Origin of the sequence: Cellulosimicrobium composti (assembly GCF_010287905.1) — a bacterium.
Classification (GTDB): domain Bacteria; phylum Actinomycetota; class Actinomycetes; order Actinomycetales; family Cellulomonadaceae; genus Cellulosimicrobium; species Cellulosimicrobium composti.
This window is the reverse complement of the sequence record NZ_JAAFAN010000019.1, coordinates 47,405-60,284: the sequence shown is the minus strand read 5'-3', so window position 1 is coordinate 60,284 and position 12,880 is coordinate 47,405. Positions and strand designations below refer to the sequence as shown.

General features: G+C 75.8%; 12 protein-coding genes. 3 read left to right on the top strand and 9 right to left on the bottom strand.

Features of this window, described 5'->3' with window-relative positions; genetic code table 11:
- Nucleotides 1-165: 165 nt before the first annotated feature.
- Together GYH36_RS07745 and GYH36_RS07740 are read right to left on the bottom strand one after the other, a co-directional pair.
- Nucleotides 166-639: a GNAT family N-acetyltransferase gene (locus GYH36_RS07745; RefSeq protein WP_024839831.1), complete on the bottom strand. Its 474-nt coding sequence runs from the start codon at nt 637-639 to the stop codon at nt 166-168.
- A gap of 50 nt (nt 640-689) precedes the next feature.
- Nucleotides 690-1,151 (bottom strand): DUF1801 domain-containing protein, encoded by a 462-nt coding sequence (locus tag GYH36_RS07740; RefSeq protein ID WP_024839830.1) that lies wholly within the window; start codon nt 1,149-1,151, stop codon nt 690-692.
- A gap of 156 nt (nt 1,152-1,307) precedes the next feature.
- Between GYH36_RS07740 and GYH36_RS07735 the strand changes: the two genes are divergently transcribed.
- Nucleotides 1,308-3,338: an NHL domain-containing thioredoxin family protein gene (locus tag GYH36_RS07735; protein ID WP_162289555.1), complete on the top strand. Its 2,031-nt coding sequence runs from the start codon at nt 1,308-1,310 to the stop codon at nt 3,336-3,338.
- Nucleotides 3,339-3,341: 3 nt separating this feature from the next.
- Here GYH36_RS07735 and GYH36_RS07730 read toward each other — a convergent pair whose 3' ends face one another.
- The 4 genes from GYH36_RS07730 to GYH36_RS07715 all read right to left on the bottom strand — a co-directional run bounded on the left by GYH36_RS07730 (nt 3,342) and on the right by GYH36_RS07715 (nt 5,263).
- Nucleotides 3,342-3,806: a PTS sugar transporter subunit IIA gene (locus tag GYH36_RS07730; RefSeq protein WP_162289554.1), complete on the bottom strand. Its 465-nt coding sequence runs from the start codon at nt 3,804-3,806 to the stop codon at nt 3,342-3,344.
- Complete coding sequence (locus tag GYH36_RS07725) at nt 3,806-4,093, bottom strand: PTS sugar transporter subunit IIB (RefSeq protein WP_081772229.1); 288 nt, start codon at nt 4,091-4,093, stop codon at nt 3,806-3,808. Before GYH36_RS07725 ends, GYH36_RS07730 begins: the two co-directional genes overlap by 1 nt.
- A gap of 73 nt (nt 4,094-4,166) precedes the next feature.
- Nucleotides 4,167-4,412 carry a PTS sugar transporter subunit IIB gene (locus GYH36_RS07720; protein ID WP_024839826.1) on the bottom strand — a complete coding sequence of 82 codons (246 nt, stop codon included), beginning with the start codon at nt 4,410-4,412 and terminating at the stop codon, nt 4,167-4,169.
- Nucleotides 4,409-5,263 carry a GntR family transcriptional regulator gene (locus GYH36_RS07715; RefSeq protein ID WP_162289553.1) on the bottom strand — a complete coding sequence of 285 codons (855 nt, stop codon included), beginning with the start codon at nt 5,261-5,263 and terminating at the stop codon, nt 4,409-4,411. Before GYH36_RS07715 ends, GYH36_RS07720 begins: the two co-directional genes overlap by 4 nt.
- Before the next feature lie 368 nt (nt 5,264-5,631).
- On the opposite strand from GYH36_RS07715, the gene GYH36_RS07710 reads away from it, so the two are divergent.
- Both GYH36_RS07710 and ptsP read left to right on the top strand, forming a co-directional pair.
- A complete protein-coding gene (locus tag GYH36_RS07710; protein ID WP_162289552.1) occupies nt 5,632-7,032 on the top strand; it encodes a PTS transporter subunit EIIC in 1,401 nt (466 codons plus the stop codon).
- Nucleotides 7,033-7,082: 50 nt separating this feature from the next.
- Nucleotides 7,083-8,762: a phosphoenolpyruvate--protein phosphotransferase gene (gene ptsP, locus GYH36_RS07705; RefSeq protein WP_162289557.1), complete on the top strand. Its 1,680-nt coding sequence runs from the start codon at nt 7,083-7,085 to the stop codon at nt 8,760-8,762.
- Nucleotides 8,763-8,847: 85 nt separating this feature from the next.
- On the opposite strand, the gene GYH36_RS07700 is transcribed toward ptsP, so the two are convergent.
- From GYH36_RS07700 to GYH36_RS07690, 3 genes are all read right to left on the bottom strand, one after another.
- Complete coding sequence (locus tag GYH36_RS07700; protein ID WP_115941743.1) at nt 8,848-9,117, bottom strand: HPr family phosphocarrier protein; 270 nt, start codon at nt 9,115-9,117, stop codon at nt 8,848-8,850.
- Nucleotides 9,118-9,213: 96 nt separating this feature from the next.
- Complete coding sequence (gene ppdK / locus GYH36_RS07695; RefSeq protein WP_162289551.1) at nt 9,214-11,955, bottom strand: pyruvate, phosphate dikinase; 2,742 nt, start codon at nt 11,953-11,955, stop codon at nt 9,214-9,216.
- Nucleotides 11,952-12,857, bottom strand: a complete 906-nt coding sequence (locus GYH36_RS07690; RefSeq protein WP_115941745.1) for a pyruvate, water dikinase regulatory protein — start codon at nt 12,855-12,857, stop codon at nt 11,952-11,954. Before GYH36_RS07690 ends, ppdK begins: the two co-directional genes overlap by 4 nt.
- Between the last annotated feature and the right edge of the window lie 23 nt (nt 12,858-12,880).

Sequence of the window (12,880 nt, the reverse complement as noted above, 5' to 3'; positions counted from 1 at the left end):
CCGCCCCCCCCCCCCCCCCGGGCCCCCCCCCCCCCCCCCCCCCCCCCGGGGGGGGGGCGCCCGGGCCCCCCCCCCCCCGGGGGGGGGGGCGGGGGGGGGGGCGCCCCCCCCCCCCCCCCCCCCCCCCCCCCCCGCCGGGGACCTCGCGGCCGGGGCCGCGCCGGGTCACCCGGCGAGGCGGAAGACCTGCTCCTCGACGTCGGCACCCACCCCGGGCGCGTAGGACGTCTCGCGGCCGACCTCGACGAACCCGGCCCGGCGCAGCACCGTGGCCGAGCCGACGTTGTGGGCGGCGACCCGCGCCACGAGCGGCCGCTCGCGTTCGACCTCGAGGAACGCCGTCAGCGCGGCCGAGGCGATCCCGCGCCCCCAGCGGTCGGGGTCGACCCAGTACGTCACCTCGCGCTCGCCGTCCATGGTGAAGCTCCCGACCGTCGCCACGAACGTCCCCGCGTGCTCGACGGCCAGGACGGTGCACGACGGGTCGCTGCGGATGCGCGCGTAGTGCTCGTCGAACGCCGCCCGGTCCGACGGGTCGGACCGCGTGAACGCCGCGAGCGCGACCGCGGCCGGGTCCTGCTCCCACGTGAAGAGGCGGTCCAGGTCGTCGTCGACGAGACCGCGGAGTCGGATATCCATGCGGCGGACGCTAGCGCCGGCGTCCCACACGCCGCCCGGGCTGCGGGCGTCTACGAGGCCGCGCGCTCGACGAGCCGGGCGAGCCGCTCCCAGGCGTCGTCGTCCAGGGCGGTGAGGGCGTACGCGGTCGGCCACAGCCCGGAGTCGTCGTCGAGGTGCGCGTCGGCGCTGAACCCGAACGTCGAGTAGCGCTCCTTGTCCATCCGGCCGCTGCGGAAGAAGCACACGACCTTCCCCTTGCGCGCCCACGCCGGCTGCCCGTAGTACAGCCTCGGCGCCAGGTCCGGCGCGACGCGCGCGACGAGCGCGCGGACCCGCTCCGCGAGCGCGCGGTCCTCCTCGGGCATCTCCGCGATCCTGGCCAGCACGTCCGCCTCGTCGGCGGCCGCCTTGTTCCCCCGCCCGGTCTTCGCCTGCTTCCTCAGCTCGCTCGCGCGCTCCTGCATCGCGGCGCGCTCCTGCTCGGAGAACCCCGCCCCGGCCGTGCTCCTGCGGTCGGACGTCGTCGCCATCGTGCTCGCCTCCCGTGGTCCTGTGGTTGCCATCTCGACGGTAGCCAGACCGTCGCGCGCCGGCTTCTCGGATCCTGACCTCTCCCGGCGCGCGGGGCCGTCGGCGCCGACCGCTCCTCGACGCACGACCCTGGCGCCGTCCCGCAGAATGGGCCGGTGAGCACCTCCCGAACCCCGCGCGTCCGTGCGTCCGAGCTCGTCGGCCGTGGCTGGCTCAACACCGGCGGCCGCGACCTGACCCTCGCCGACCTGCGCGGCAAGGCCGTGATCCTCGACTTCTGGACCTTCTGCTGCGTCAACTGCCTGCACGTGCTCGACGAGATGCGCGAGCTGGAGGAGAGGTACCGCGACGTGCTCGTCGTCGTGGGCGTGCACTCGCCGAAGTTCGAGCACGAGGCGGACCCTGTGGCGCTCGCGGCGGCCGTCGAGCGGTACGAGGTGCACCACCCGGTGCTCGACGACCCGGAGCTCGTCACGTGGTCGGCGTACGCGGCGCGCGCGTGGCCGACGCTCGTCGTCATCGACCCCGAGGGCTACGTCGTGGCGCAGATGGCGGGGGAGGGGCACGCGTCCGCGATCGCCGCCCTCGTCGAGGAGCTCGTCGCGGAGCACGACGCGAAGGGCACGCTGCACCGCGGCGACGGCCCGTACGTGGCGCCCGCGCCGTCGTCGGGCACGCTGCGCTTCCCCGCGAAGGCGGTCGAGCTGCCCGGCGGTAACCTCCTCGTCGCGGACGCCGGGCACCACGCCCTCGCCGAGCTTCTGCCCGACGGCGAGACCCTCGTCCGGCGCATCGGGTCCGGCGAGCGCGGGCTCGCCGACGGCGGCCCGGGCGACGCGCGGTTCGCCGAGCCCAACGGGCTGTGCCTCGTCCCGGACGAGCTGCGGCCGTCGCTCGGCTACGACGTGCTCGTCGCCGACACGGCCAACCACGCGCTGCGCGGGGTGCGGCTCTCGGACGGGGCCGTGACGACGGCCGCGGGCACGGGCGAGCAGTTCATGGTCGGCGGGGTCGAGAACGTCGTGCTGCGGGACGTGAGAGACGGCGCGCTCGTCGTCACCGGCCACGACGCGGTCGCCCCGGGCGGGCGGTACCCGGCGCTCGACGTGCGGCTCTCGTCGCCGTGGGACGTCGCGTGGTCCCCGGACCTCGCGGCGTTCGTCGTCGCGATGGCGGGGAACCACACGCTGTGGGCGTTCGACGGCGAGCAGGGCTCGATGACCCACCTCGCGGGGACGATGAACGAGGGCCTGGAGGACGGGCCGGGGGAGTCGACGTGGTTCGCGCAGCCCTCCGGCCTGGCCGTCGCGACCGACGGCGCGATCTGGGTCGCGGACGCCGAGACGTCGGCGCTGCGCCGCGTGACCCCGGTGGACGGTGCGGCCGTCGAGGTGCGGACCGCCGTCGGGCAGGGGCTGTTCGACTTCGGCCACCGCGACGGCCCGGCCGAGCAGGCGCTCATGCAGCACCCGCTCGGCGTCGCGACGCTCCCGGACGGGAGCGTCGTCGTCGCCGACACCTACGACGGCGCGCTCCGGCGGTTCGTGCCCGCTGACGGGGACGCCGGGAGCGTCGGGGACGACACCTCGGGGACGCGGATCGCCGGCGAGGTCACGACCCTGGCGACGGGCCTCGCGGAGCCGAGCGGCGTCGTCGTGCAGGTGGGGGAGGGGCCGGACGGCGAGCCGCAGGTCCACCTGCTCGTCGTGGAGTCCGCGGCCCACCGCCTGACGCGCGTCGCGCTCCCGGCGTCGCTCGCGGGCGAGGTGCTCGACGGTGGCGCGCACCGCACGCAGCGCCCCGTCACCGACATCGGGGCCGGGCCGCTGTGGCTCGACGTCCCGTTCGCCCCGGCGCCGGGGCAGAAGCTCGACGACCGGTTCGGCCCGTCGACGGAGCTGCGCGTGAGCGCGACGCCGCCCGAGCTGCTGCTGTCCGGGGAGGGCGCGGGCGTCGAGCTCGGCCGTGACCTCGTCATCAACCCCGAGGTCCGCGAGGGCGTCCTGCACGTGACCGCGCGTGCGGCGTCGTGCGACGTCGTCCCGCTCGGCCCCGACGGCGAGCCCGACCCCGACGTGTTCCCCGCGTGCCACCTCGCGCAGCAGGACTGGGGCGTGCCGGTCCGGGTCGTCGACCGCGGCGAGCCCGGGGACGTCCCCGCGCTCACGCTCCCGCTGCGAGGCTGACCGTCAGCCCCAGGTGAGCAGCTCCTCGCCGTGCGCGGCCCACGCGCCGATCTCGGCGAGCGACGTCACGTCGTCCGGCGCCGCCTCGAGCGCGACGACCGGGCACACGGCCGACCGCCCGCCGTCGCGCACCGCCTTCGGGTCCCACGAGACGAGCACCGTGCCGCGCTCCACGTGGTCGCCCTGCGCGACGTGCGTCGTGAAGCCCTCGCCGCCGAGCTGCACGGTGTTGATGCCGAGGTGCACGAGCACGGCGCGCCCGTCGTCGTGCTGGACGACGAACGCGTGGGGGTGCAGCTTGACGACCGTGCCGGTGATCGGCGCGACGGCCTCGCCGCCCTGCGCGTCGTCCGGCTCGACGGCGAGGCCGGGCCCGACGAGGCCGGCGGAGAACACGGGGTCGTCGACGTCGCGGACGTCGACGACGGTGCCCGTCACGGGCACGAGCACCGTGAGCGGCGCGGCCATCAGCGCAGGTCCTCGATGTCGGAGGCGATGTTGTCGGCGTCCGGCCCCACGATCACCTGGATCGCGGCGCCCGACCGCACGACGGCGACCGCGCCGGCCGCGGTGAGGGCGGCGTCGTCGACGAGGGCCGGGTCCTCGACCTCGACGCGCAGGCGCGTGATGCACGCCTCCAGGTCGACGACGTTCTCGTCGCCGCCGAGGCCTCGGAGGATCTGCTCTGCCTTGCTCACGGGTGCTCCTCGTGGTCCGGTCCCGGCCGGTGCCGGGTCAGGTGTGCCGACCGGCAGCCGTGCCGGTCGGGGTGCGCGGTGCGCGGGTCGGGGTGCCGCCGGTCGGCGGCGGGGTGGTGCGGCGGGTGCGTCACATGAGGTCGGCGAGGTCGGACGCGATCGTGTCGACCTGCGGGCCGACGACGACCTGCACGACCCGGCCGTTGACCATGACGCCGAACGCTCCGGCGCGGCGCAGCAGCGCGGCGTCGACGAGCGCGGGGTCCTTGACGAGCGATCTCAGCCGCGTGGTGCACGGGTCGATCTCGTCGATGTTCGCGACCCCGCCGAGCCCGGCCAGGATCGTCGCGGCGCGCTCCGCGTCGGACTGTGTCATCGGTCGTTCCCTTCGGTCGCCCGTGCCGGGACGGGCACGGGGGCGAGGTGGTCGGTCGGCGCGGTCTCGGGGGTCTGCGCGGCGGTCGCGGGGGTCGGGTCGCTCGCGGCGGAGCGCGGCACGAGCGTGGGGCGGGCCTCGCGCAGCGGCACGAACACGCTGTACCGGTCGCCGCGGTAGCTCGACCGGGAGTACATGAGCGGCGCGTCGCCCGCGAACGTGCGGCGCACGGTGCGCATGACGGCGCGCGACGCGCGCAGGTCGAGCAGCTTGAGCTCCTGGACCGTCGCGTCCGACGCCGTGATGGTGTCCTCGCCCCAGGTCGGCGCCAGCCCGCGCTCGCGCAGCGCCCCGTACAGGCTCTCGGGCACGCCGTCGTCGAGCAGGTCGGGCGCGAGGTCGACGGGGATCCACGCCTCCTCGACGCTCATGGGCGAGCCGTCGGCCGTGCGCAGTCGCACCACGTGGTGCATGGGGTCGCCCGTGGCGCGGCCGAGCGACTCGGCGACCGACGCGGGCGCCGGCACGGTGCCGGCCTCCAGGACCTCCGCGCCCGGCTCCATGCCGCGGCGTCGGGCCTCCTCGCCGAACGTCGTCAGGCGCATCTCGAAGTCCGCGCGTGGCGGCGCGACGAAGGTGCCCCGCCCCTGCGCGCGCTCGAGCAGGCCCTCGGTGACGAGCGCGTCGATCGCCTGGCGCACGGTCATGCGCGAGACGCCGAACTTCTCGGTGAGGCTGCGCTCGGACGGGACCGCGTCGCCCACGGACAGCTCGCTCGCCACGAGGTCGGCGAGGTACGCGCGCACCGTGAGGTACTTGTGCTCGCTCGCCCGGGATCGTGACCTGCTCATCGTCGTGCCGCGTCCTCGTCCTGTCGTCGGTCCTGTGGTCGTGCCCGGCCGTCGTCGGCCGCCCTGCTCCGGTGCCTCGTTGTCCACGCGTGCATTCTCCGCCGTGCGACCTGCGACGACGCAGGCGCGAAGCCGCCCGTGTGTCCCCCGTCACCTCCGGGGGTTGACACATCATGAGGTCTAGACCACTCTTCCTGCAAGTGGTCCAGACAACCTGGACCGGGACTCCGGAGCGACGGCCCACGGCCGTTCCCAGTCGACCTCGTCGCGCCCGGAGACCGGCAACGACGCCGCCCGTACGACGTCGCGCCACAGCCGTCACGACGCACCTCGGCCTGCGCCCCAGGCCCACCCAGGAGGAGACCGACATGACCACCGTCGCCGAACCGACGAGGACGAAGCGGGGGGTGCCCGGCTTCGCGCAGCTCCAGCGCGTCGGGCGCTCGCTCATGCTGCCCATCGCGTCCTTGCCCGCCGCCGCGCTCCTGCTGCGGCTCGGGCAGCCCGACATGCTCGGCGCGGACGGCGTGGCCGGCACGTTCGCGTGGATGCAGCCCGTCGCCGACGTGCTCAACGCCGCGGGCAGCGCGCTCTTCAACAACCTGCCGATCATCTTCGCGCTCGGCGTCGCCGTCGGGTACGCGAAGAAGGCCGACGGGACCACGGGTCTCGCGGCCCTCATCGGCTACCTCGTGTTCTCGGGCGTCAGCGACTCCCTCTCCCCGTACGTGCTCGGGAAGGCCGCCGAGGGCGAGACGCAGGAGCTCATCAACTACGGCGTGCTCGGCGGCATCGTCATCGGCCTCACGGCCGCCCTGCTGTACCAGAGGTACTACCGGATCAAGCTGCCCCCGTACCTCGCGTTCTTCGGCGGCCGGCGGTTCGTGCCGATCGTGACGGCCGGTGCCTCGGTGCTCATCGCCGTGGTCGGCGCCCTGGTCTACCCGGCCTTCGACTGGCTCATCAACGAGCAGATCGGCGGGTTCGTCACCGGCTCGACGATCCTCGGCGCGTTCATCTTCGGCACGCTCAACCGCCTGCTCCTGCCGATCGGCCTGCACCACCTGCTCAACTCGCTGCCCTGGTTCCAGTTCGGCGAGTACACGACGGCCGACGGGAACGTCGCGCACGGCGACATCTTCCGGTTCCTCGCGGGTGACCCCACCGCGGGCACGTTCCTCACCGGGTTCTTCCCCATCATGATGTTCGCCCTCCCGGCCGCGGCCCTCGCGATCGTCCACACCGCCAAGCCGGCCCAGCGCAAGGTCGTCGCGGGCATCATGGGCTCGGCCGCGCTCGTCTCGGTCGTCACGGGCGTCACCGAGCCCCTCGAGTTCGCGTTCGTCTTCGTCGCCTACCCGCTGTACGTCATCCACGCGATCCTCACCGGCACGTCGCTCGCCCTCGTCAACGCGCTCGGGATCCGCGACGGGTTCGGCTTCTCCGCGGGAGCCATCGACTACCTGCTGAACTTCCGCATCGCCGAGATGCCGCTCCTGCTCATCCCCATCGGGCTCGGCTACGCGGTGGTCTACTACGTGCTCTTCCGGTTCGTCATCACCCGGTGGAACCTGCGGACGCCCGGGCGCGAGGACGACACGGACGGCACCGCCGCGGGCGCGGAGGGCGCCGGTACCGGGGCCGCGGGTGCGGCCGACACCCCGGCGTCCGACCGGCCGGAGCCCGCGACCGGCGACGTCGCGACCACGGACGCCGCGGAGCCCGGCACACCGAGCCGGGCCGGCGCGTCCGGCGGGGGCGCCGCGTGACCGTCGCCGACGGCGCGACGCGCGCACCCGCGCGGGTCTCCGACCCGGGGCTGACCGGCGTGCCGGTCAGCCCCGGGCGGGGCGCGGGCGCCGTCGTGCGGATGCCCGACCCGGTGCCCGAGCCCGACCCGGCACCGCTCGCCGCCGACGCCTCGGACGCCGACGTCGACCTCGCGGTGACGCAGGTGCTCGCCGCGGTCACGACCGTCCAGGAGGACCTCACCGCGCGCGCCGCGCGCGCCGAGGGGACCGCGGCGGAGGTGCTCGGGGTGACGGCCGCGATGGCGGCGGACCCCGCCCTGGCGCGCGACGCCGTCGGGCGCGTGCGCGAGCAGCGGTCCACGCCCGCGCGCGCCGTGTGGGACGCGGCGGGCGTCGTGGTGGGCCGGCTGGAGGCGCTGGGCGGGCTCATGGCCGAGCGTGCGCGCGACGTGCGCGACGTGCGCGACCGCATCGTCGCGACGCTGCTCGGCCTGCCCGCTCCCGGAGTGCCCGACCCCGGGCACGGGTTCGTCCTCGTCGCGGACGACCTCGCGCCCGCGGACACCGCGCAGCTCGACCCCGCGCACGTGCTCGCCGTCGTCACGCGGGGCGGCGGCCCGACGTCGCACACCGCGATCCTGGCGCGCGCCCTCGGCATCCCGGCGGTCGTCGCGGTCGAGGGCGCGCTCGCGCTGCGCGACGGCGAGACCGTCCTCGTGGACGGCGGTCGCGGCACGGTCGAGCGCGACCCGTCGCCCGCGGACGTGGCCGCCGCCCGCGCGGCCCGCGGCGCCCGGGCGGAGCGGCGCCGGTTCGACGGCGAGGGGCGCACGGCGGACGGCCGCCGCGTCGAGCTGCTCGCGAACGTGGCGTCCGGGCAGGACGCGCGCGACGCCGCGGCCGCCGGCGCCGAGGGCGTGGGCCTGTTCCGGACCGAGGTGTGCTTCCTCGGCCGGACCGTCGAGCCGACCGTCGACGAGCAGGTCGCGGCCTACCGCGACGTGCTTGCCGCGTTCCCCGGCCGCAAGGTCGTGGTCCGCACGCTCGACGCGGGCGCGGACAAGCCGCTCCCGTTCGTCACGCCGGACGCCGAGCCGAACCCGGCGCTCGGCGTGCGGGGCCTGCGAACGGCGCGCCGGCACCCCGAGGTGCTCGACCGGCAGCTCACCGCGATCGCGCGCGCCGCCGAGGCCGAGGCGGCCGACGTCTGGGTCATGGCGCCCATGATCGCGACGCCGGACGAGGCGGAGGCGTTCGTCGCGCTGTGCGCGGACCACGGCCTCGCCACGGCGGGCGTCATGGTCGAGGTGCCCGCGGCGGCGCTCGGCGCGCGGTGGGTGCTCGCCAGGGCGGTGTTCGCGAGCATCGGCACAAACGACCTCACGCAGTACACGATGGCCGCGGACCGCGAGGTCTCCGACCTCGCGCGGCTCTCGACGGCGTGGCAGCCGACGGTGCTCGCGCTCGTCGGGGCCACCGGGTCCGGGGCGGCGCTCAACGGTCGCCCGCTCGGCGTGTGCGGCGAGGCCGCGGCGGACCCGGTCCTCGCGCCGGTGCTCGTGGGGCTGGGCGTGACGTCGCTGTCGATGACGCCGCGCGCGCTCGCGGACGTCGCGGCGGTGCTCGCGGCGACGACGTCGCAGGAGTGCGAGGAGCTCGCGTTCCTCGCGCTCCAGCAGCCCACGCCCGACGCCGCGCGCGCGGCGGTGCGCGCGCGGCTCCCCGTCCTGGACGAGCTCGGCCTCTGACGACCGTCGACGCCGGACCGGGGTGCCCGCCCCGCGCCGTGCGCACCGGCAGCGCCGTGCGCACGCCGTGGGGCGGGCGTCGCCGTCAGGCGACCTCGGTCTGCTCCAGGAAGGTCGCGAGCGCGTCGATCGACGCGCTCGCGTCGTCGCCGTCGGAGTCGGTCGAGAGCACGACCTCGTCCCCGGCGCTCACGCCCAGCGTCATGACGCCGAGGATGCTGGCCGCCTCGACGGGCTCCGCCCCGGGCTTGGCGATGCGCACGGGCGCCGGCTGGGCGGCGGCCGCCTTGACGAAGAGGGCGGCGGGTCGGGCGTGAAGACCTTCGGTGATCGCGACGACGACGGCACGGTCCATGGGTGCTCCTTGGGCAGACAAGTGGTCTGGACCAGTGCATCCTAGGGGATCGAGCGCCGGAAGGGGAGGGTCACGGGGCCCGGACCTCCCCGGACCTCACACGTCGCGCGCGACCCGGACGCCGCCCCGGCGGTCGAGCGTCGACCGCGCCGCCGCGAGCCGCGCGATCGGCACGCGGTACGGCGAGCACGACACGTAGTCGAGGCCGATCTCGTCGAACAGCGCGACGGACGCCGGGTCGCCGCCGTGCTCGCCGCAGACCCCGGCGTGGAGCCCCGGGCGGGCGCGACGCCCGCGCTCCAGCCCGATCTGCACGAGCTCGCCGACCCCGTCGCGGTCGACCGTCGCGAACGGGTTCGCGTCCACGACCCCGGACTCCAGGTAGGCGGTGAGGAACGACCCCTCCGCGTCGTCGCGCGAGATGCCGAGCGTCGTCTGCGTGAGGTCGTTGGTGCCGAACGAGAAGAACTCCGCGTGCTCCGCGACCCGGTCCGCGACGAGCGCCGCGCGCGGCAGCTCGATCATCGTCCCCACCGCGTACGGCAGCGGCTCGTCCGCGCCCGCGAGCTCCTCGGCCATCGTCGCGTCGACGACCTCGCGCATGCGCCGCAGCTCCTCGGCGAACCCGACGAGCGGCACCATGATCTCCACGCGCGGGTCGTGCCCCGCGGCACGCACGGCGAGCGCGGCGCGCGCGACCGCCCGCACCTGCATCGCCGCGATCGGGGGATGCAGGAGCGCGAGCCGCACGCCGCGCGTACCGAGCATGGGGTTCATCTCGCTCAGCCGCCGCACCTGGGCGAGGAGGCGGCGCGCCGCGGCGAGCCGGGCCGTCGTCTCGCCCCCGCCGGCCGCGGCGGCCCAGCCCTCGAAGACGGCGTCCGTCCCGTGCAGCGGGGCACCCGTGTCCCCGACCTCGTCCTCGAGCCGCTGGACCACGAGCGACTGCTCGACGAGGTCGGGCAGGAACTCGTGCAGCGGCGGGTCGAGCAGGCGGATCGTCACGGGCAGGCCCGACATCGCGGTGAGGATCTCCTCGAAGTCGGCCTGCTGCATGGGGAGCAGGCGGTCGAGCGCGGCGGCGCGCTCGGCGTCGGACTCCGCGAGGATCATCTCGCGCACCACGGGCAGGCGGTCCGGCGCCATGAACATGTGCTCCGTGCGGCACAGGCCGATGCCCTCCGCGCCGAGCTCGCGCGCCTTCGCGGCGTCCTCGCCCGTGTCCGCGTTCGCCCGCACGCCGAGGCGGCGCACGTCGTCCGCCCAGCCGAGCACGGCGCGGAAGTCGTCCGTGACCTGCGGCGGCACGAGCGGCAGCGCGCCGAGGTAGACGTCGCCCGTCGTCCCGTCGAGCGTGATCGTGTCGCCCTCGGCGAGCACGTGGTGGCCGACCATGACGCGGCGCGCGTCCGCGTCGATCCGCAGCGCGCCCGCCCCCGCGACGCACGGCTTGCCCATGCCGCGCGCCACGACGGCCGCGTGCGACGTCATGCCGCCGTGCGCCGTGAGCACGCCCTGCGCGGCGATGACGCCCGCGATGTCGTCCGGGTTCGTCTCCCACCGCACGAGCACGACCGCCTCCCCGGCCTTCCCGCGCTCGGCCGCCGTCTCGGCGTCGAGCACGACGCGCCCGACGGCGGCCCCCGGCGACGCGTTGAGCCCGCGCGTCAGCGGGGTCGCGCCGTGGCCGGGGTCGAGCGCCGGGTGCAGGAGCTGGTCGAGCTGGGCGGGGTCGAGCCGCCGCAGCGCGGTCTCCCGGTCGATCACGCCCTCGTCGACGAGCTCGCGCGCCACGCGCAGCGCCGCCTGTGCGGTGCGCTTCCCGGTGCGGGTCTGCAGGAGGTAGAGGGCGCCGTCGTCGACCGTGAACTCGATGTCCTGCATGTCGCCGTAGTGCTGCTCGAGCCGGTCCATCGTGGCGCGCAGCTCACGGAACGCGTCGGGCAGCACGGTCTCCATCTCGGCCAGCGGCCGGGGCGTGCGGATGCCCGCGACGACGTCCTCGCCCTGCGCGTCCACGAGGAACTCGCCGTAGAGCTCCTTGGCGCCGGTCGCGGGGTTCCGCGTGAAGCACACGCCCGTGGCGGACGTCGCGCCCTTGTTGCCGAACACCATCTGCATGACGTTGACGGCGGTGCCGAGGTCGTCGGGGATGCCGTTCGCCTTCCGGTACACCGCCGCGCGCGGGTTGCCCCACGACGCGAACACCGCGTCGACCGACCGGCGGAGCTGCTCGCGCGGGTCCGTCGGCAGGTCCTCGCCCGTGTGCTGCCGCGCGACCGCGCGGAACGTCGCGACGAGCCCCCGCAGATCGTCCGCGTCGAGGTCCGTGTCCTGCGCGACGCCGCGGCGCGCCTTGAGCGCGTCGAGCTCGTCCGCGAACGCGTGCGCGGGCACGCCCTCGACGACCTCGCCGTACATCTGCACGAACCGGCGGTACGAGTCCCACGCGAAGCGCGGGTTGCCCGACTCCGCGGCGAGCCCCTCGACGGACTCGTCCGAGATCCCGAGGTTGAGGATCGTGTCCATCATCCCGGGCATCGACACCACCGCGCCCGACCGCACCGACACGAGCAGCGGGCGCTCGCGCGCGCCCAGGCGCCGGCCGGTGCGCTGCTCCAGCGCGTCGAGGTGCGCGAGCACCTCGTCCCACAGCCCCTCGGGCCACGACCCGCCGCGCTGCATCGCCGCGACGCACGCCGCCGTCGTCACGGTGAAGCCGTCCGGGACGGGCACGCCGATGCGCCGCATCTCCGCGACGCCCGCGCCCTTGCCGCCGAGCAGGGCGCGCATGTCGGCGCGGCCCTCCGCGAGGTCGTAGACGTACCGGTCGCTCATGGCTCCTCCTCGTGGTCGGTGGCCGCAGGGTCGGCGGTCGCACGGTCCGTGGTGCCGGGGTCGGCGTCGGGGGCGAGGGCGCGGCGGCGCGCGGCGACGAGCTCGACGACCCGCCCCGCGGCCTCCTCGAGCGCGAGCGCCGTCGTGTCGAGGACGGGGCACCCCAGGCGGCGCTGGAGGCGCGAGACCTCGTCGAGCTCGTCGTGGATGCGCGCGAGGTCGGCGTACCCGGACAGCCCCGCCGCGCCCATCGCGTGCACGCGCCGGCGCCGGATCTCCAGGAGCCGCTCGGGGTCGATCGTCAGGCCCACGACCTTCCAGCGCTCCACCTCGAACAGCTCGCGCGGCGGCGCCACCCCGGGGACGAGCGGGATGTTCGCGGTCGGGTAGCCGAGGTACCCGAGGTACATGGACAGCGGCGTCTTGCCCGTGCGCGACGCCCCGACGAGGACGACCTGCGCCTCGTCGAGCCCGTCGGTGAGGTGGCCGTCGTCGTTCGCGACGGCGAACTCCATCGCGTGGATCCGGTCGAAGTAGTCCGCCGCGAGGCCGACCGGCTGCACCACGCGTGCCGGCTGCGCGCCCGTGCGCGCCGTGAACGCGTCGAGCGCGGGGGCGAGGAGGTCGGCGCACGGGACGTCGAGCGCCGCGCACGCGTCGAGCACGCGCGAGCGCAGCGCGTCGTCCACGACCGTGCAGAACACCACGGCCGCCGCCGGGTCGGTACGGAGCTGCGCGACGACGTCGTCCACGCCCTGCGGCGTGTGCAGGCGAGGGTGCCGGACGACCCGGACGTCGTGGCCGGGGAACTGGGCCTGCGTGGCACGCGCGACGCGGGTCCCGGTGTCTCCCGTCGAGTCCGCGACCACGTGGATGTCGATGACGCGCGCCGTCGCCGCCATGGCCCCAGGCTAGGGCGCCCGGC